The organism is Bradyrhizobium sp. 31Argb (assembly GCF_043638955.1).
In the GTDB taxonomy this organism is placed as follows: Bacteria; Pseudomonadota; Alphaproteobacteria; order Rhizobiales; family Xanthobacteraceae; genus Bradyrhizobium.
In genome coordinates this window covers 13,171-33,761 of the sequence record NZ_JBEGDB010000037.1, presented here as the reverse complement: position 1 = coordinate 33,761, position 20,591 = coordinate 13,171, and the positions used below count along the sequence as shown (strand labels likewise).

General features: G+C 61.3%; 12 protein-coding genes. 2 read left to right on the top strand and 10 right to left on the bottom strand.

All coding sequences use genetic code 11. The features are described 5' to 3' along the window. Nucleotides 1–75: 75 nt before the first annotated feature. Complete coding sequence (locus tag AAFX91_RS10240) at nt 76–9,678, bottom strand: filamentous haemagglutinin family protein (RefSeq protein WP_394566369.1); 9,603 nt, start codon at nt 9,676–9,678, stop codon at nt 76–78. Nucleotides 9,679–9,687: 9 nt separating this feature from the next. Here AAFX91_RS10240 and AAFX91_RS10235 point away from each other — a divergent pair, with 9 nt between their 5' ends. Further along, entirely contained in the window at nt 9,688–10,767 is a 1,080-nt protein-coding gene (locus AAFX91_RS10235; RefSeq protein ID WP_394566368.1) for a cytosine permease, read from the top strand. A gap of 37 nt (nt 10,768–10,804) precedes the next feature. Here AAFX91_RS10235 and AAFX91_RS10230 read toward each other — a convergent pair whose 3' ends face one another. The 7 genes from AAFX91_RS10230 to AAFX91_RS10200 form a co-directional block, all read right to left on the bottom strand. Beyond that, nucleotides 10,805–11,947: an acyl-CoA dehydrogenase family protein gene (locus AAFX91_RS10230; RefSeq protein ID WP_394566367.1), complete on the bottom strand. Its 1,143-nt coding sequence runs from the start codon at nt 11,945–11,947 to the stop codon at nt 10,805–10,807. Between the two features lie 33 nt (nt 11,948–11,980). Next, nucleotides 11,981–12,739, bottom strand: coding sequence for an enoyl-CoA hydratase/isomerase family protein (locus tag AAFX91_RS10225; RefSeq protein ID WP_394566366.1), 759 nt, complete (start codon nt 12,737–12,739; stop codon nt 11,981–11,983). A gap of 20 nt (nt 12,740–12,759) precedes the next feature. Further along, nucleotides 12,760–13,464 carry an ABC transporter ATP-binding protein gene (locus AAFX91_RS10220; RefSeq protein WP_394566365.1) on the bottom strand — a complete coding sequence of 235 codons (705 nt, stop codon included), beginning with the start codon at nt 13,462–13,464 and terminating at the stop codon, nt 12,760–12,762. Then, nucleotides 13,457–14,227: an ABC transporter ATP-binding protein gene (locus AAFX91_RS10215; protein WP_394566364.1), complete on the bottom strand. Its 771-nt coding sequence runs from the start codon at nt 14,225–14,227 to the stop codon at nt 13,457–13,459. Before AAFX91_RS10215 ends, AAFX91_RS10220 begins: the two co-directional genes overlap by 8 nt. Beyond that, the gene (locus AAFX91_RS10210; protein ID WP_394566363.1) at nt 14,217–15,155 is read right to left on the bottom strand and encodes a branched-chain amino acid ABC transporter permease; all 939 of its coding nucleotides are present in this window, start codon (nt 15,153–15,155) and stop codon (nt 14,217–14,219) included. Before AAFX91_RS10210 ends, AAFX91_RS10215 begins: the two co-directional genes overlap by 11 nt. Then, nucleotides 15,152–16,012: a branched-chain amino acid ABC transporter permease gene (locus tag AAFX91_RS10205; RefSeq protein WP_394566362.1), complete on the bottom strand. Its 861-nt coding sequence runs from the start codon at nt 16,010–16,012 to the stop codon at nt 15,152–15,154. The genes AAFX91_RS10210 and AAFX91_RS10205 overlap by 4 nt, the downstream gene beginning before the upstream one ends. A 112-nt stretch (nt 16,013–16,124) precedes the next feature. Beyond that, complete coding sequence (locus AAFX91_RS10200) at nt 16,125–17,303, bottom strand: ABC transporter substrate-binding protein (protein ID WP_394566361.1); 1,179 nt, start codon at nt 17,301–17,303, stop codon at nt 16,125–16,127. Between the two features lie 249 nt (nt 17,304–17,552). Between AAFX91_RS10200 and AAFX91_RS10195 the strand changes: the two genes are divergently transcribed. Beyond that, nucleotides 17,553–18,233, top strand: coding sequence for a GntR family transcriptional regulator (locus AAFX91_RS10195; RefSeq protein ID WP_394566360.1), 681 nt, complete (start codon nt 17,553–17,555; stop codon nt 18,231–18,233). 27 nt (nt 18,234–18,260) lie between these two features. Here AAFX91_RS10195 and AAFX91_RS10190 read toward each other — a convergent pair whose 3' ends face one another. Further along, complete coding sequence (locus AAFX91_RS10190; RefSeq protein WP_394566359.1) at nt 18,261–19,850, bottom strand: acyl CoA:acetate/3-ketoacid CoA transferase; 1,590 nt, start codon at nt 19,848–19,850, stop codon at nt 18,261–18,263. Then, nucleotides 19,847–20,590: an enoyl-CoA hydratase/isomerase family protein gene (locus AAFX91_RS10185; protein WP_394566358.1), complete on the bottom strand. Its 744-nt coding sequence runs from the start codon at nt 20,588–20,590 to the stop codon at nt 19,847–19,849. The genes AAFX91_RS10190 and AAFX91_RS10185 overlap by 4 nt, the downstream gene beginning before the upstream one ends. Nucleotide 20,591 lies beyond the last annotated feature (1 nt).

Sequence of the window (20,591 nt, the reverse complement as noted above, 5' to 3'; positions counted from 1 at the left end):
TAGAGCAACTGCGGGCCCGCCCTGCCCATCATGGACAAATTTGAGCGCGAACAAGGCCCCAGCAACAGTTGCGGCTCAATGAGCGGTTTCCGTCCTTTCGCCCGTCAGCAACTTTCTCTGCTCGTCAGTAAGCTCGCCGCTGCCAACGATCTGGAACATGCTGTTGGGGTCGTAGTGCGTCTGGTTCTGGCTCCGTCGGTCGCGGGTATTACCTTGGTCGGTATCTTCGGGCGTCGATTTGTCCCCGCCACCATACCCGAGGAACTCGACCATAATGATCGAAGGGCGATCATTGTTGCTGGGCGCGGTCGGCTGAACCTGTTGCGTCGCTGCCGTCATGTTATTGCTGGAGGCCAATGCCGCGACCGGCGGCGCCTGCACCATGGGAACGCCGGTGACATTGCCCTGGGCCTGGATGTTCGCGGCGTTGAGGATCTGCAGCGCCGCCAGGTTGACGTTGCCCGAGGAACGGATGCCCGCCTCGCCCGCATCGATGATGCCGAGCGGCGCGATCAGGTCGACGTCGCCGGGCGGCATTCCGGCGATCTGCTGGAGCGTCGCGATGCCAGCGCCCGTGGAGGGAGCCTGCGACGAGAGACTGATATTGCCATAGTTGTCGTAGACGAGGCGCGGCGGGGTGAAGATCACCGTGGTTTTCGATCCACGGCCGGCGTTGATGTCGCCTTCGGCGGACCATGCGAGAATATTGCCGCCGAACGTCGTCATGATGCGCGACAGGCCGAGCAGGATGCTCCCCTTCGAATAGATCTGGATGTCGCCTTTGCCCTGGGTGATCAGACCCGCATCGGCTCCCGGCGCCAGCCCTTCGGTGCCGATGGTGACTAGGCCGCCCGGCGCCAGGAACTGGATGTCGCCGCCGCGATCGGTGTGCACATAACCGCTGTTGACCTTCGCTCCGACCCCGGAGGCGGCGGTAAACAGCCGGATGTCGCCGCGATAGGCGTCCTCCGCGGGGAATAGTGCCGCGATGGCGTTGCGTCCGCGGAGATACGAACCGTGCCGCGAACCCGCCTGATCGTTATATTCACGACCGCCGGCCGTCAGTTCGGCGTAGTAGACCTGCCGCAGGAAGACCCGCTGCTGCTCACCCGGCAGGGTCAGGAAGAAGCTCAGCGCACCCTCCGACGCTCCGGCATAGCCGAAGCGGTCCTTGAGCCACTGTAAAAGCTCCTGGTCGTAGGTCTTGGCGACCTTGCCGGGTTGATTGGCAAGCGCGCCTGGACCAACGAGATTGGCCGGATCGAGATAGAGCTTGGCAAAGCCGGTCCAATCCACCTGCCCGACACCCGGCGCGCCCGCACCGACTCCGGCCTGCAGCACCACGCTGGCACCCAGGCGGTTATCGCCTGTCATCAACGGACCGATGCTCTCGATGTTTCCCGTCGATCCAAAATAGATGTTCTTGCCCGCCGTCACCTCGAGCGTGCCGGGGCCAGCAACATCAAGGCTCGGGTAAATGACGCTGCCTTGCGCGACGATCATCGAAACGGCGGTCGGATCGTCCTGCAGGATCAGTCCCTTTACACTGACAATGTCGCCGCCAGCGAAGATCTGCACCGGCTTCGCCGCGCGGTAATTGTCCGTTGTCACGGTCCTGCCGTTGATAAACTGGCTGCTGGTAAAGATCTCGCCATAGCGAATACCGAGAACATCGCCGTCGACGGCATAGATACGCGATAGCGGGCCGCCGAGTGCACTGGCATCGGTCACGGTGTTCGGTCCGAACACGAATGGATAGCCACCTGGTCCATCATAGGCGTGCCCTTGCGAATTATAGTCGTACCGGTACGCGCGCCAGCCTCCGGGGGCGTCGACCGGCGAGTTGGGATCACCCCAATAATTCGAATCGACAAGGGCCCACTGATTGGTCCCCTGGAGCAGCGCCCAGCCAGGATTGAACGGCGTGGCAAGAGATGACAACGAGGTCGAGAGCGGGCCGAAGCCGAGCGTGTCCCCGCCGAGGCCGACCTGAATGACCGATCCTCGCGCCAGCAACTCAACCTGCCCGGACGGCGACGGCAACATCTCGTTGCCGCCGTTGAGATAGATGCTTCCGTTCGCCGCAGTGGCCCGCAGGATCGATGGCAGGAAAAGCGTCTTGGATTGCGGTACCAATCCGCCGGTATCGGATAGCGGCGACACGTCGCCGCCTGCCGCAAACAGATCGACCGCCGTCCGTGCCGTCCAGAGCGTGAACCAGGCGACGCCCTGACCGGCCCCGACTGACGTGCTGGCATCCGTCTGCTGATTAACGCCGGCGCGGCCGGGATCGATGATGTCGCCGACGGAGAGATCACCGCGGACGCGAATGTCGACGGCACCATCCCCCGGTGCGAACGATCCGCCCGAGACCTTGATCATTGCGTAAGGCACGAGCAAATTGAGCGGCCGCGGATCATCAAGAGAGTAGCCGAAATTTGTTGCATTCAGGCTGCCGAAATTGCCGGCCGTGACGCCAATGTCGCCGCGCAGATCAACAAACTGGTTGCCGCCGCCACCGATGCTATTGCCCGCCCTCACCGACAGCGTTCCGCCACCGGTCTGAACAAGACGACCATCGATGACACGTCCGCTGCCGCCGACGGCAACGACAACACCCCGTCCGGCATTACCGATGTCGCCGCCCGCCCGCAGCGTGACATTGCCGCCGCCCAGTGCCCCCATGCCCGAGAAGCCCGACAGCTTTAGCATCGATTTCGAACTCACGAGGTCTGCGGTATAGCTACCAAAGTTGGTGCCCCAAGCTGTCGCCTGGCCAAGTCCAGCGCCGCCCTGCCGCCAGAGCCAGTCGCCGACCACGGCCGACTCCTGGGTCTGATTTCCGCTGATATCGCCTTGCGCCGTCAGCAGGAAATCACCGCCGTGCTCGGTGTAGTACATGAATTGCGAGTTAAGCGTGGCCTCATAGGCCGGGTTGGCCGCACCAAGCACGGTCCCATCAGGCATGCGTCCGCGGGCGACATTGAAGGGATCATTGGCCGACGTTCCTGTTTCGGCGATCGCGGTACCAGCCGTGTAGACGCCGAACGGCGAACTTTGCGTGTAGTTGCCACCAGCGAGGATTTCGAGATCACCCGTGCCGGTGCGCACGACGCTGAAGCCGGCACTCGGGCTTCCGCTGCCCTGCAGATTCACGGTGAAGGGATCGGAGAGCACAACATTGCCCGCGCCTGCAAGGCTTGACGTTGTCTGCAACGTCCGGCTGTCGGCGCTGCCAAGATCGGCGCCGCCGACAAGCCGCATCGACCACGATTGCGTGCCGGGCGCCAACATCGGCGACGTCGCCCACACCTTCCGATCGCCTGCAGCGGTCAAGCTGACGACAACCGTTCCAACCGGCAACACCGTACCCGCCGGCATTACTGTATCCTGCGTGAAAGTATAGCCGCCGAAAATACTCAGATCGGCGCCCGGCGGAAGAGTGCCGTTAACGAACCAGGGGAAGCTTGTGTTCACCAATATCCTATTGAAGTAGACTCCAGCGGAGACCTTGGTGCCGATAGGCCATGTCGTCGCCGGGATAGTATCGCCGGCCTTATACATCACGGTCCCGTCCGGATTGTAGATTGTGCCCGCCATAAGCTTCCTGCCCGGGAGGGGGTCGAACTCCGCCGTCAAAACGAGATCGACGGGAACTGGATTCGACAATAGCGGGGTATCGTCGACCTCGGTGCCGGCGAGCGGCAGAGCCATGTTGATCCTACCGGTGTTCGGAAGACTGGATCCGCGTGTCAAGATTGCGCCGCTATCCGTCACGGTATAGGTGTCCGTGAGCGTGCCCGGGGCAAGCAGCGTGGTGAGTGCATCCGGCGAGTCCGGCGGCAGCGCGAAGCCGTCGTTGATGCTGCCGTTGATGTTGAGATTGCCCCCGGCGCGAACGACGAGTTTGCCCGGTTCGCCTGAGCCGCGAACCGACGTCACGTTCGGTCCATAACGGTAACCGGACAGATCGATGTCGCCTGACGTGGACAGATTACCGTTCGGGGTCTTGCTCTGGACTTCGACGCCGGGCCGGACATGGAATCCGGAGTTGTATTTGGCATCGAGCAGCCCGGCGATCTTGGTCTTCAGCTCATCGGTCAGCTGACCGCCGGCGACGTTGCCGCCATAGATGTTACTGATGAAGGTTTTGCTGTCCTGGTTGACGAGATCGAGCCAATCCTGATCGATGATCTGGCCATTGGCATCGTTCGGATCGACTGGCGCATTCTTGTAAGTCGCAAACCCGTTCAGCGCGATGCTCGAGGCGCCCACGATGTTGAGCGGTCCCGTCGCGGAAACAGCGATGCTGTCGCCTGTGGCGTTGGCCGGTCCGTCGCTACCCGTTGCGCTGGTACCGGAGGCCGTTCCGATCCGGGGCGCGTTGAGTTCGAGATGACCATAGGCAATCGGGTTGCCTGATCCGTCAGCATTTGCAGGATCAGTGACGCGCATGTCGATGGTGGCGCCCGGCGACAATGTCAACGTGCCATTCTTTGTCGTGAGTTCAACGTGCGCCGTGTTGTTCGCCTCGATCGGAGCACCGTAGCTGTCGGTCTGCAGAACCGTGCTGTGGGTATCCAAGACAGCCGAGGATGCAAGTGTGACATCGTCCCGCGCTGCAAGACGGATATTGCCGGGCTTGGCGCCGCTGGCATCGATGGTGCCATTGACCGTCAGGCTGCCGCCATCCACGGAGATGGTTACGTTGTGTGCCCTCACCTCGTTTCCGACAACGAGGTTGCCCTGCTTGATGTTGAAGGTGCGCGCGCCAAAGAAGCCGGAGTCGTTCAGCTTCAGGTTCAGTGCCGCGAAGTCGCCGAGATTTTGCGCCGCGATGCTGATCTGGCCGTCATTGTAGCCGCCGGTCGCAGCCCCCTTCAGCGTGCCACCGAGTTGCACGAGACCGTGCGCCACGTCAGTGGCGGTGGCCATAATGGTCCCGGCGTCGTTGTTCGCCGCCGTCACATCAATGCTCGAACCGGCGGCCTGCGCGATGTTGCCATGGGCGCTTTGCAGTATCAGATCGCCGCCCGAGCTATATTTGGTGGCGTCGTAGAAGGTGGTGCTGCGCCCGGAAAGGTCGATCACCGCGTTGGCGCCGAGATCGATGTTGTTCGTTGCGCTCAACGTCAGCTTGCCGCTTGGCAAAGCAACCGCGGTGTCAAGGAATATGGTGTCACCGCTGATGGAGACCGTGCCGCCAAGATCCGCGATTGCGCCGGTCGCGGCCGCGCCACCCGCAGGCGCGACAACGCGAACCACGCCACCAGCGTTATAGGCCATCGTTGCGGCGCCTGTCGCAGTCAACAGTGGCGTCGTGAGAGTAAGGTTGCCGCCCTGCAGATTGCCGGAACCATCCTTTGACAGCCCGACCTTTAGCGAGCCGTCGCTATTGGCGGAGATCCTGTCGCTGGCCGAGGCATTGACGTTGGCAAATCCGAGCGCGAGGCGTTCGAGCGTCGCGCCATCGGTGATCCGGCTGTTGGCGTCGTAGCCGAAGACGATGTCCTTGGCGGCGATGTTGAGCGTTCCGCTGCCCGTCCCCGGGCCGCCCGGCACAACCGCTGCCGGCGCCTTGCTCCCATAGGGCACGCCGCCCGTGTCGGGTAGGCCGTTGCCGGTCCGGATGCCGTTCCAGATCAGGGTATCTGCGGTGATGCTCGCAGTGTCGCCAGCGTTCCCGAGGCCGTAGATCGCCGGCGTGTTGATGACGAACTGCACCTCCTTGCTGCCAGCGGACTGACCGCGCGCGTCGAGCGCAACGCTGCCGATGAGGTTGAAGGAGCCCCCAACCGTCAACGTGAGCTGCTCAAGCGCCGGGACGCCCGCGGTTGTCGAAGGATGCAGCAGCTTGTCGAGTGCGGCCTGCGTCAAATTCCAGCCTGACGGCAATTGACCCGCGGCCTGTGCCGCGGCGAGCGCCGCGTCGGTACCCGCATTGATTACATCCTGCGTCACGGTCAGATAACGCGCACCGAAATTGACGTTGCCCATCGTGAGCGAACCAGGAGCGGCGAGCACGATGCTGCCATTGGTAAGCAGCGTGGCGCCGCTGTCGATGTTGATCGAACCCGCTCCGACCACGGGCAGGAAATTGAACGTGCCGTTTGCGACGGCCAGGACCGCCGGCGCACTCGCAAACAAGGACGAGTTGGCCTCTGACGTTACGTTGCCAAACATGTAACCCAGGCTCGAATCAAGCCCGCGCGCACCGAGGCCGCGGGTGTCGATCGTGGCACCGCTTGCGACATCGATGTTCTTGCCGACGAGGAACACCTGGCCAGCGCGCACGGCGGCGCCATCGAGAATGTTCACAGAGGACTCACTCGAAAAGTAGATGCGTCCGCCGGTGCCCCTCGTCGTATCGTTGTAGTAGGTGCTGTAACCGCCGATCAGCAAGGTGTCGGCATTGAAGGCATTGATAGCGTCGCTCGAGATCGACGTATGGCCGGCGATCGGCGCCGCGCCGGGCGCGGTGATGTCGATCTGCCCTCCATATACCGTGGAAGAGACGAACAGACTGCCGGAGATACCGTCGCTGATGCCGCCGAACAAGGTGGTGCCCTGGAACGAGAGCGATTTTCCGCTGCCCGAAGATGCGTTAAGCATCAGCTCCAGCACCTTGCCGTCTTCCGGCAGACGCGGCCGGACGGCACCGAAGGTCGCGGCCTGGCTGCGCGCGAACTCGCTGTAGCTCATCTCATTGTATTGAGAATAGCTTCGCACCGTTCGACCAGATGTCAGGATCAGTTGCGTCGGCAACGCATCCCGAATGCCCGCGTTGGCGACGCCGAGATAGCCTGACGTCACGATCGAGCCGTTGGCCATGCTGACCGGCGAGACGACCGTATTGCTCGTCGCTCCGAGCTCGACACGGAAGGCACCGGGCAACAGCGCATAGCTTGACGGCATGAGCGTGTACGTTCCGGCCGGCAGCCCCGCCACGCCGCCGGGGATCGTGACCTGCTGGCCGATCGCCGGATCGCCGGCGCCCTTGGTCGCGATCACAGGCGCGTAGGCCGACGCGTAGCCCGGCACGATGGCATAGACCTTCGCGTTTGCCGAACTGTAGCTGTTCACCGGATTGGCGTTGACGAGCGCCGTCTTCAACACGTCGACCGAGCCGCCGCGGCCGCTGATGAAGCCGGCCCCCGTCAGGTTGCCACCGCCCGAGAGATCGAGGATCGCGCCCTTCTCACCCACGATCGACGTGGCCAGCACCGAGATGCCGGTCGTGATGATGACGTTGCCGTTCACGCTTGTCTGGAGGCCAAGGTCAACCAGCGTGCCGTCCGCACCTTGGTAGGCAATACCATCCGAGGTGCCGCCAAACGGCAACGTCAGCCCGTTCGCGCTGGCCGACGTGATGCTGCCGGCGCGGAAAATCACCGTCGCGGGCGGCACGTTGGCGTTCAGGCCGTAATTGTTGTTCAGCAACACCGCCCCCAGCGGCGCACGCACGATGCCGCCCTGATCGATCGTGGCTGCGACGAATGCAAGTTTTCCGAAAACGGTGGGAGGAACATCCGGCACTGGCCCGCCATTGCCGCGAATCGTCAGCACGGTATCGAGATCAGTCGTTATGCTGTCATTCGGCCCCAAGACCTGGCCAACCGTCACGGTCGCGGTCGCGTTGCTCAACGGATAGAGCTGTGAAGCCTGGATCGCCAGATCGCCGGGCGTGAAAACGTTGCCGGAGCCAAAGCGCACGTCGCCGGCGCTCTGCAGCGTGACGTGCTTGAAGCCAGGCGCATCCACGGGAAGAATTGGAGCCAATACGCCGCTGTTTGGATCCGGAACGCTGATGTAGCCCATGCCGTGCAGCCCGTGCACACCGAAACGAACATCGGCAGAAATGTCGATCAGGCTGGCCGAGACCGTGAATGTCGAGTCCGCAGCCGTGTTCATGCTCGGACCTGAGACGTTGAGCGCAGGATCATAGCCCGCGAACGAACCGTGATCGAAGCCGTGCCAGCCGGTCAGGTTTACATAGGGCGCCGTCAGGTTGACGGTGATATGCTGGGCATCGACGGCCGCGCTCAGAATGCCGCCGGTCAGCGCAATGCTGCGATTCATCGCAAGATCGACATTGCCGTTGAACACGAACAGGTCGCGCGTGAACAGCGACAGTGCATCAAAACCGCCTGCGTGAATCTGATCGACACTGATGGCAGCCTCGCCGACCTTGAGCGTCGGGTCGGCTTCGCCCGGCGCGAGGTTGGATGCAAGTCCGCTCGGCCGCTGATGCTGCGTAATCGTGAGATTGCGCATCGTCTGCATGTCAGCCGGTATGTCGCCAATCCCATAAGGATTGGTCGGACTGGCGGGCGCCGCATAATACAGAGGGCTGATCGCGGCGAGCAGGAGCGTGCCGCCCGAGGCGCCGATGCCGCCGGCCGCGGCGCGCAGCGTCCCGTCGATGTACATGCCGAGCCCCGAATAAAGGGCGATGGTACCGCCATCGCTTGCCACCTGCGCCCGCTGCAGGCCGCCGCCGGACGAGATATCGAGCAACGCCGAGGTCCCGGACGCATCGAGCACAGCGCCCGGGCGGATGATCACGAAGGCATTGCTTGGAATCAGATATCCGTACTTGTCCGTCGCGCCGGTGCCGCCGAGCGCAATCGAACCGCCGTCCGGCACGACCCCATAGGTCATGCCGCTCGTGCCCGTCGCTGTCACTGCACGCGCCGAAACGTCGAGCGTGGCGTCATCGCCGATCCAGATCGACCGGGTCCGCGTGTAGATGCCGTTGCCCTGGTTGTAACGGATGTCGCCCGGCTGGTCCTGCAGGCTGGTGATGAGGATCTTGCCGCCGTGCGCCGTGATGTTGCCATCGATCGTGGTCTGGCGATTGGCGTAGATCGTCGCGGCACGGCCTGGATCGAGCGAAATCGAGGACCCCGGCCGCATGTCGAAATCATATAGGCTCGTCAGCGTCAGATCGGCGCCGACGCGCTGGGTCAATTTGCTCGCAACGGAATCGTCGAGATAAGTCGGCGGCAACCAGGTCTCCGCGGCGGCTGCCATGGCGGTCCCGGTCGGCGCACTGTAGCTAGCCGACGTGAAACGATAGACCGGCACCACGGGCGCAACGTTGGTGCCGTCAGCGATGGTCATGCCCGACGTGCTGCGGATGTCGTAACGGGTGAAGCCTGTCTCGAAAAGATCAGGCGCCAGCACCAGCTGTGCACCTGATCCCGATGTGGCCTGACCGATGACGACAGACTGTCCCGCATTGATGGTGAGCGTGCCGCCGCCATTGAAACCATAGCCGCGGATCTTGCCATCAAGCGCGAGCGGCGACGATAGATCGGCGCCGATGAATTCCGAGTCCGCAAAATGCGAATAGTCATTGGTCAGCAGGCTGACATCGCCACCGGAGCCGCCCCGCGTCTTCCCGTTGGCAAGAATGGCGCCGCCGGAGGAGACGTCAACGACGGAGCCCGACCGGAGCGTGATCGCACGGGTGCTCGAAATCGTCAGGTCGCCGCCGTCGAGATAAGCGAGCCGCGAATTGTCGTCAGCGCCGTTCGAAGCATTGGTCCACAGGCCGCTCAGGTCGACCGTCGCGTTGATCACGACGTTGGCCTTGCCGTTGGCATCGGTCAGCGCCCACCAGATCACGTTCCCGGCCGGCACCGGCAATGCGTGCATGATGTTGCCGAGCGACATGCTGCCGCCGTGGGCGGTGTGAACACCTACTTCCCCGTGAAGATCGCAGTCGCCATCCTTGGCCAGTTCGGCATTCCCGACACCTGGCTGGTCGAGATCATCATCATCACGCTGGTGATGGTGCTTCAGGTCGGGATCGGCGTGTACGGCTTCTACGCGATCCGGACCTTCGAGAAATATACGGTGCCGGCGACGGTTGCCATCATGATCCTGATGAGCGTGCTGGCGTGGTCGCGTCCGCGCGTCGTCAATTGGGGCCTCACCACGTCCCTTTCGGGTGGCGCGCATCTGGCGATGCTGACGCTGCTGATGACGGCGGTCGGCGTCGGTTGGGGCATCTCCTGGGTCACCTGGGCATCTGACTATTCGCGCTTCGTGCCGAGGAGCGTGCCGTCAAGCTCTGTGTTCTGGTACAGCTATGTCGGCATGTTCGTACCGAGCGTGTGGCTCGCCATCCTGGGCGCGACGATCGCCAGCACAACGCTGGATACCGATCCGGCCAAGATGGTCAGCGCGGTGTTCGGCGGTCCGACCAGCATCCTGGTGCTGCTGATGGTGCTGCACGGACCGATTGCGACCAATATCCTCAATGTCTATTCGGCTGCGCTCGCCGCGCTCAGCGCAGGCTTCAAGCTCTCGCGCGTCGCGCTAGCGATCATCGTCGGCATCGCCGGCTATCTGGTCACGCTGTACTTCATCTTCGCGCCGTCGTTTGCGAAGGCGTTCGACAACTGGATGATCAGCCTCTTGTTGTGGATGAGCCCGTGGGCCGGCGTCGTGCTCGCCGATTTCTACATCAAGCGAAGGGGCAAGATCGACGTCGCCGAACTCTACCGCTCGCCGGAGACCAGCGCCTATGGCGACATCAATTGGAGCGGGATCATCGCCTTCTTCGCGGGTCTCGTTGCCGGCTGGTCGGTGGAAGACGGCCTCGTTAGCGCACTGCAGGGTCCGATCTCGACCGGCCTCCTCGGCGGCGCGGATTTGAGCTGGCTGTTCGGCATCGGCGTATCGGCCGCAGTATATCTGGCACTCAGCAAGCGCGCGACCGCCACCACGCCTGTTGCCGCGGCCAGCGCGAGCCAGTGAAGGGATAGTGGATAGGCAATCTGATCTTAGCAGAGCGCTACGCCATCAGCTCGCGAGCGATCACCAGACGCTGGATTTCGCTTGTACCTTCAAGGATACGAAGGACCCGCGCTTCGCCGAGGAGCCCGGACACCTCATACTCTTCGAATGCCCCGTAGCCGCCGTGAACCTGCAGAGCGATATCGGCAACTTCACCCGCCATTTCGGTCGCAAACAACTTGGCCATGGATGTCTCGAGACGGAATGGCCGGTCTGCGTCTGCCAAGCAGGCAGCATTGCGGATCATGAGTTCGGTCGCGTGGATCTTCGTAAGCGCGTCGGCCAGCGGGAATGTCAGTCCTTGGTGATTGAATATCGGCACTCCGCCGATCTTGCGGCCTGCCCCATAGGTTTTCGCGAGGTCCATCGCCTTGCGAGCGAGCCCCAGGCCAGTGGCGCCGACAAGAATACGGCCGATGCTAAGGGTGGTGAGTATCTGCTTCAGCCCGTCCCCGCGCTTGCCGATCATATTCGCTTTTGGCACGCGGCATTCGTCGAGGAACAGCTCCACCGAATCTGCAATCCGCCAGCCAATCTTGCGGCCGGGCTTGCCGACCTTGAAGCCAGGCGTTCCAACCGGCACGACGAAGGTCGAGAGTCCCTTTGGGCCCAGCTCCGGGTCAGTGACAGCGACGAACGTCGACACTCCGTGCAGAGGCGTGCCGGCATTGGTGGAGAACACCTTCGATCCCGACAGCACAAAGGAATCGCCATCTTCCACGGCCCGTGTCTTGATGCTGGCGACGTCCGACCCGCCGCTGGGTTCGGTGACACCAAACGAGGCGATGAAATCGCCGCGGCATAGCGGCTCCAGCCACTTCTTCTTGACTTCGTCGGAACCGTAGCGCGCGATCACCGTCATCGGCGCGCTGTTGCAAAGATAGATCGCCGCGAAGCCCGGCTCTGCGCGAGCCAGCGTCTCGGCCACTATCGCCGCGCCTCGCGTGCCAAGTCCGCCGCCGGCGAAATCCGGATCGTAGGCCGTACCCATGAAGCCGAGTGAGAGAAACTCTCTGACGAGTTCGGTGGGAAACTCATGCCGGTCCACGAAAGGCTTGATCTTCGGCCGGATCGAACCTTCGGCGAACTGTTCGAGACCTTCTTTCAGCAGTCTTTCTTCTTCATTGAGGTCAAGGAGCATCGGTCCAGTCCTTTCTGGTTGGGACGGCGGCCATCAGCGGTGCCGGAACTTGTCAAGGGTCGCCTGGGCGGCTCTCTCCCGACAATTGTCGAGGAAGAGGCGATTGGCTTCGAAGTCCATCGCCTCGGCATTTTCCATCAGATGGCCGGAAAAGAAGCGCTTGGTTGCCGCAACTGCCGGCCTTGGAAGCAAGGCCAGCTTTTCGGCGATACTGACAGCGGTCGAAAGCGCCTCGCCATCATCGCAACAATAATCGACCACGCCGAGTTCTCGCGCCCCTTCGGCGGTCAGCGGCTCAAGGCAGAAGCAGAGCAAACGAGCCTTGACCAGCCCCACGCGAGCAACCAGCGACTTGATGCCCCAGGGAGTGAGCCATCCATGCGGCACCTCGGGCAAGCTCCACTTCGATCCGCGCCCCGCGACAATGACGTCGCAACACGTGGCGAATGTAAATCCGCCACCGATCGCGAACGCTTCAACCGCGGCAACGACGGGCTTGCTGATGAAACCGATCAGGCGGCCCAAGTCCCCGCATTCCTGCTCGAACCGCCCCATCGCCTCGAGACCGAGCGCACCGATGAACTTCAGGTCGCTGCCGGCGGAAAAGCCAGGTGGCGCACCGACGAGAACGATGGCGCCGACACTCTCATCGCGATCCAGCTCGATCAGGGCCGCCCTCACCCCGTCCACGAGCTCCTGATTCATCGAATTGCGGCACGAAGACCTCAACAAAGTGACGACCGCAACGTCACCCCGCTTCTCCAGACCAACAACTTCCTGCTTATCGCTCATGGATCACCAGCAAATAGACGTCACGCGCCAAGATACATCTGCTTGACCTCGGGAGCCTCCGAGAGCCGTTTCGCATCACCCGACGTCACGATGTCGCCGGACTGGAGCACGTAGGCGCGATCCGCGCATCCCAGAGCCATCACCGCATTCTGCTCCGCGAGCAGGATCGCAAGGCCCTCCTTGGCCAGATTGCGGATGATCTGCCCAAGTTCTTCGATAATGATCGGCGCGAGACCCAGTGTCGGCTCATCGAGCAGCATCAACTTCGGCCGAGACATCAATCCACGTCCGATGGCGAGCATCTGCTGTTCGCCACCCGACATCGAGCCAGCTCGCTGCGTGCTGCGCTCACGCAAACGAGGGAACATGGAAAAGATGCGTTCGATATCGTCTTCGACATGGTCGCGATCGGAACGATGGTAAGCTCCCATCAACAGGTTCTCATGGACCGACATTCGCGGAAAGATCTGGCGGCCTTCCGGAACGAGCACCAGCCCGCACTTGACGCGCTCGGCTGTCGATATGGAAGCCATGTCACCGCCGTCGAAGGCGATCTTTCCGGAGTCGCTCCTCTTCAACCCGGCAAGCGTGCGCAAGGTCGTCGATTTTCCGGCGGCATTCGGCCCGATCAGCGTGACGACTTCGCCCTGCCGAAGCTCAAAGGATATTCCTCTAAGGACCTTCTGCTTGCCGTAACTGACGTTGAGATCGGTGACATCAAGCATGCTTCTTGCCCAAATAGGCTTCGACGACTGCTTCGTTGGCGAGAACATCAGCGGTCTTGCCGGTGGCGATGACCGCGCCGTGATGAAGTGCAATCGATCGATCCGCCAGCCTGCCCAGGAACCCAACCTTGTGATCAATGATGCAGAGCGTGACCCCATGCGTTCTCAAATCGCGCAGGACCGCGTCGAGGTTCATGATCTCATCGTGGCCGAGGCCCGAGGCAGGCTCGTCGAGCAACAGCAGCTCAGGCTCGCAAACCATTCCCATTGCCACGCCCAACATCTTCTCGCCCCCATAGGACAGAGCTCCCGCCTCTTCGTTTCGCTTGTCGGCCAGCCTGCACAATTCGAGCATCTGGTCGATTTTGCGGGTCAACGTGCCGTTCAGTTCAGCGGGCATGCCTCTGAATAGTGACCACACGCGACCGAAGCCTAATGCGCGTTTGATATGGAGGTGGCATGCGATGCGCATGTGCTGGGCGACAGTCAGCTCGGGAAACAGTTGCGGATTCTGAAACGTCTTCACCAGTCCATGCTGCGCAACTTCAAACGGCGGAAGCGCGCTGATATCCTTGCCTTTCCAGACAATGCTGCCGTCCGTCGGCACGAGAATTCCCGCGATCAGACTGAGCGTCGTGGTCTTCCCGGAGCCGTTGGGTCCGAAGATTCCGATGATTTCGCCCCGCTCGATTCCGAAGGAGACGTTCGAAACGGCTGTCAGACCGCCGAAGCGCTTGGTCAGGTTCCGGATATCAAGCAGCATTTCTTTTGCTCCCGATCAGGCCCACGATGCCCTTCGGCATGACCAGGATGACAAAGACCAGAATCGAACCGTAGAGCGCGATACGGAGCTCCGCGCTCAACTCGATGACGTGAGGAAGCGCCGTCAATACGAAGGCGCCGATCACGGGCCCGATCAGCGACCCAACCCCGCCGAGCAGAACCATCGCAATAATGTCTAGCCCGAGTGGTATCGAGAGATAGTGCGGCTCAACGAAACCTGAATAGAACCCGTAGAAGGCGCCGACCAAGCCTGCGAGCACGCTTCCGATCGCAAAGCTCAGCAGCTTGTATTTGAAAACATCGATACCCAGGGTTTCGCCTAACTGGTCGTTCAGGCGGATCGCTGCAAAGCACCGTCCGATCCACGACGAAAGGACCCCCTGGCAGACGACGTATACGACAACCAACAGTGCCAGCGTCAGGTAGTACCAGGCAACCCCGCCCGAAATCGCAACGTTTCCAATCGGCGTCCAGAGGCTCGGCCTGTCCGCGACGGTGATGCCAAGTGAGCCGTTCGTCATTCCGTTCCAGTTCAGAATGATCAACCGCAGCACCTCCGAAAACGCCATCGTGACCACGGCGAAGTAGAACTCTTTTAGCTTGAACCGGAAACAGATCGTTCCAACGATCAGCGACAGGATGAGAACGACGGCCAGAGCCGGAGCTATGGCCAACCAGAAATTCCAACCGAACGTCGTGACAAGGATCGTGACGATGTAGGCCGACACGCCGAAGGATGCCGCGTGGAACATCGACAACTGGCCGGTGAATCCGAATATCAGATTGAAGCTGACCGCCAGCGACGCAGCCATGAAGGCGTAAATCGCAATGGCAAGAACCGAATCGCTGTGAGCTATGAGAGGCGCCAGCAGCGCGGCGAGCAATCCGATGGCGATGGCGTATCTCATGGCCGATCTCCAAAGAGGCCGCCCGGACGAACGAGGAGAATCGCGATCAGGAAGACGAGCCCGTAGGCGTCACGGAAGGCGGATGGAAGGAAGACGGATCCTATGTTCTCGCTGATACCGAGAATGATGCCGCCGCCCAGCGCTCCAATGACGCTTCCGACGCCGGCAAGGATCGCAGCTTCCACCGCCTTTAGAATGTATCCGGAGCCGATCGTCGGCTCGATGGAGTACATGCTGGCGTAGAGCCCTCCGCCAAGACCTGCGAGCGCCGTCGAGTACACGACGACGATCGTTTGCAATCGTCCGGTATGAACCCCCATCAGCGCAGCCGCCTCGGGATTCTGCGCATAGGAGAACGCCGCACGGCCAAGCCAGGTGCGCGTCAACGCGAGATAAGTGCCGAATATCACGGCCAGGAAGACGACGCAGACAACGACTTTGATCTTGGGAAGGACAATCCCCGCGATGTTCAACGCGCCAGGCAGGACGTAAGTGAGGTCCTTCGGGGTCGTGGTGAAGGCCGCCAGCACGAGCGCCTCGAATACCGAGATCATGCCGATCGACACAAGCAGGCCATTGACGAGATTGCCGCGCGTGAACTGAAACAGTGCACGATCCGAGACGTAACCGACGACACTGACGGCGCCGACGGCGCCGAGGACGGCCAATGCATATGGCCAGCCGAGCACGTCGTAGAAATACCACGTTGTGTAGGCGCCGAGCATCATGAAGGCGCCCAACGCGAAATTCACAATGCCGGTCAAACCGAAGGTGAGCGTCACGCCGAGCGCGATGATGCCGTAGAGCGAGCCGACGATCACGCCGTTGAGCATCTGCCCGATAATTAGCTGCGACATGGATACTGTGTCCGTTAGGAGAGCACGCCATGGCAAATGCCCCCTTCATCAATGGAAGGGCTTTCCCGGACGAAGAAGACATTCCGGGAAAGCCGAAGCGCGACGATCTCAGCTATTCTTTGGTCGGATCGTATTTGACGATTTCAATCGAGCCGCCCTTGCGCACATGCACCACGTCGAACCCGAACACCGCCTCCCCGGTCTTGTCGTATCGGATCTTCCACAACCCGTCGTAAGTCATGGCCAGCAACGCAGACCGGATCTTGGAAACGTCGTCGACGGTACCTGCGCTCTGCATCGCCTGGACGAGCATGTAGACATGGTCGTAGCAGGACGATGAGCACAGAGGCGCCTGGTCGTAGGGGAATTCCCGGTTGAAAGTCTTCTTGTAGCTCTCAATGAACGCCTTGACCTTCGGCTCGCTCTTTTCCGCTTCCTCGAAGTACTTCGGAACGTAGGCTACGTAGTCCGCGATGGCGTCCTTGTTCTTGAGCGCCGGCCCGATCGAGCCACGAACCAGGAAAAAGCGGTTCGCGAAGCCGGATTCAGTCGCCTGCCGCACGATGTCGTAGAGCACCGCATCGGAATAACCGGGGAAGAGAATATCGGGCTTCCCGGCGGCGAGTTTCGCAAGTACCGCACTGAAGTCCTTCGTACCGGGCTCAAAGAGCTCGACCTGCAGCTCGATGCCGGCAGTCTTGAAAAGCCCCGTATAGATATCGACGGCCGTCTTACCGAAGGCATCATTCTGGAACAGCATCGCCACCTTCTTGGTGTTCAGCTTCTTCAGGTAGTCGACCATCAACTGGCCGAACCCCGCCGAACCGGCATCCCAATTCCAGGTGCGCAACAGATAGTCGTGATCCGGCTTTCCAAGCGCGGCATGGGCCGATGTGGCCCCTGAGAACAGCAGGAACTTGCCGTTGTTCTGATTCGCGATCGGTTCAATGGCGTTGAAGATATTGGTCAAGAATGGCCCGAAAACGAAGCGGACCTTGTCTTCCATCATCTTGCGAAACTGAACCGTGGCCTCGCGTGGCTCGCCACGGGTATCCGCCTGGATCAATTCGAGCTTGTAGGTCTTGTCGCCGACCTTGAAGCCGCCCTTGGCGTTGATCTCCTCGACGGCGACCTTGGTGCCTTGCGCCGACATCCATCCGTACGTGGCGGTGGCGCCCGTTAATGCCTCGATCTGACCGATCTTGACGACATCTTGAGCGCGAACGGCCGGCGCCGCGAGCAGGCTGCACGCCATCACCCCTGTGAGCAGAAATCCTCTTGACCCGAGCACGTCTCTCCCTCCCTGACAATGTTTGTATTATCTCACTAACGTACTAGTAATATCTTACGCGACATGCGTCAAGCCTGGCTGCTTCGTTCGCATGCCGAGGCGACGTGAGAGCTACTGACTGGACTATCGGAGAAAGGTCGCGGAAACGGCGACGGACAACAAACTGGTATAGATCTGGCGTGGCTCGGTTGACTGGTGCTTGCGAGTTCTTCAATACGACTCGGTGTACTGCAAAGGCTTAGACGTCTTATGGGTAAGAAAGCTGCGATCGATGTCACGACGGAATCACAGGCCGATGCCGCGCATCGACGCCTCGAGGAGATGATTGTCACGCTACAGCTTCCTCCCGGGAGCCACTGGTCCGAAGAGGGTCTTGCCGACAAGATCGGGATTGGCCGCACGCCGGTCCGCGAAGCAGTCAAGCGCCTGCAGGCAGACTATCTGGTGAGCATCTTGCCGCGACATGGCTTGATGATCACCGAGATCAATCTCCATGAGCAGTTGCTCGTCATCGAATTCCGCAGGGAGCTTGAGATTTTCATTTCCACACGAGCGGCGCGAAGGATCATGGCCGCCGATCGCGAGCGGCTCGTTGCGGCGGCCAACGAAATCGATGCGGCCGGCAAGCAGGGCAATCTGGAAAAATACCTTCGCGAGGTGTTCAACGCGAATCAGCTCATCGCGAAGGCGGCGGGCAATCCTTTTGCGGCCCGGTCGATCTCACCGCTCCACGCGATGTCGCGGCGCTTTTACTACAAATATGAGTCCGACCTGCAGAACCTCGAAGCGATGGGTAAACTGCATGCCGAGCGGGCGCGCGCCGTCGCGCGGCAGGACGAAAAAAAGGCGCTTGCCCACGCTACGGCCCTGATGGACCAGATCGAAGGCTATACACGCAAGATCTTCGAGCGAGGGATCGGCCTGGTGTAGCCTGATCGAATCAGCGTTTGGCGACCTTCAACTGGCCCTAGCTTGGCAAGGCATATCCAGGAAGAACGCCTCATCCATGAGCTTGAGATCGTCCGCCACCTTCCATGGGGCGAATTCCATCTGATCGAGCACGTCGCGGCGAACATCGATCCCCGGCGCGACTTCGGTGAGGATCAAGCCTTCGGCCGCAATCTCGAACACCGCGCGCTCGGTGATCACGCGGGCCGTCTGACCACGCTTCACGCCATCGATCACGGAATAGGTAATGTGTTCGGTCTTGTTGACGAACTTGCGCACCTTGCCTTCTTTGACGATGCGCAGTTTTCCATCCGCGAACGCGACATCGAGGCCGCCGGTGGTGAAAGTGCCGGTGAACACCAGCCGCTCTGCGTTTTCCGCGATATCGATGAACCCGCCGGCGCCAGGATTCGCGACGCCGAACTTGGAAACGTTGACCAGACCACCCCGGTCGAATTGGGCAAAGGCCAGCGCCGCAAACCGGCAAAGGCCGCCATCGATGGCATCGAACTGGTAGACCCCGTCCAAAATCGCATCGGGATTGAGGTTGGCCGAGAACTGCCAGCCGGACATCACGATGCCCCCGTAGGAACCGTGCTCGGTCGTGAACCAGTAGTCCTTGAGGCTACCGTTCTCGAACACCCCCTGCTCAGCCATCACCAAGGGTACGTCGGCTGCTGCGCCGAAGCCGAAGATCGATAGTTCTCGCTTGCGGACCTCTTTCGATGCACGCAACGCAACGACCTTGTCCGCCGACATCGGAATGGGCGGGAGCTGCGACAGAGGAACCCGTTCTCCGCCGAAGTAAGCCGGTTCGAACTTCACGTCGGTCGTCATCATCATCGACGGATCGACCACGACGGCGTCGACGAACATGCCGGGAATCCGCACCTCGGAAGCGGGCCGCGTTCCATGAGGTACCGCTCGGCGCACCTGAGCAATCACACGGCCACCATGCGCCTTGGCCGCGAGGATTAGCGCGATGTTGGAGGAGACGAGCGCCTCGTTCTCGAATGAGAGGTTGCCTTCCTCGTCCGCCGATGAGGCGTAGATAAAGACCGTGTCCAGCTTCCACGTAGGATAGAACAGATAAGACTGACCTTCGAAATCGATGCGCCGAACCAGATTATCTTGTGCGCGCTCGGTGAACTTGCCACCGCCGTTTTCGGGATCGATGTAGGTCCCGAGACCGATCCGTGTCATGTAACCGGGACTGCGGCGCGCAACTTCGCGAAGCCAATGCATGGTCGCTCCGATTGGCCATGAATAGGCTTCGATCCTGTTTTCACGGATCAAGCGCATCAACTCCGGGCGCTTGCCCGTCGTTGGATCGACCGGATTGATGTAGGATCCGCCGACGATGCGCCTCATCAACCCTTCTTGCGCGACGTGATCCATTCGCCTGATGCCTTGGGCGTCGCCCGTTCCGACAGGGAAATAGAACGTCAGATCTTTCGGGCTCGCCGTTTTGCGGAAGCGCTCTCCAAGCGCCTTGAGCAGCGCATCCGGCGTCACCCAGCCGATTACGCCGACACAGCCGACAGTGGATCCGTCCGGAATCGAAGCGACCGCGGTCGCAGCATCAACAATCTTGCTCACGCTTTCACCATGAAACGTTCGAAGGTCTTGCGAGAGCTCGGCGTTTCGCAATTTAGTGCGAACTCCCTGGATGCGACTTCATCCAGGCGCTCCGTATCCGCCATGATGAATGGCTCAAAGAATCGCTTGGTAGACGCAATGGCCTCCAGTGGCACCGCGGCAAGCCCGTTGGCCACACTGATCGCATGCGCGAGCGCTGCGCCCGGCTCGACCACATCGTCAACCAGTCCAATACGAGCTGCTTCGACACCGTCGATCGGCGCGGCTCCCCAGGTCAAACGGCGCGCTCGAACAGGGCCGGTTCGCGCTACCAGCGATGCTAAACCCCACGGAGGCAGCCAACCGTTTGGCGCCTCGGGCAAATGCCAGCGAGCCGTCGACGCACTGACGACGATGTCGCAGGACGCGGCAAGGATAAAGCCGCCACCAAGCGCATACCCCTCCACCGCGGCGATGACCGGCTTTGCGCGATAGCCGATGGCACGCGCGAATGCCGCCGTCTCCGACTCATGCTTGCACATATCCGCTATCGATAGGCCAGCCAGCTCCTTCAGGTCGCTCCCGGCGCAGAATGCCGGCGGCGCCCCGGCCAGCACCACCGCCCTTACCGCATCGTTCTGTTCGGCACTGGATAGCGCCGCCCCGAGATCCCGCATCAACTGCGATCCCAACGCATTGCGACGCTCAGGACGATTTATTGTGACGATCGCGATCGCCCCATTTATTTCAGACTTGATCATT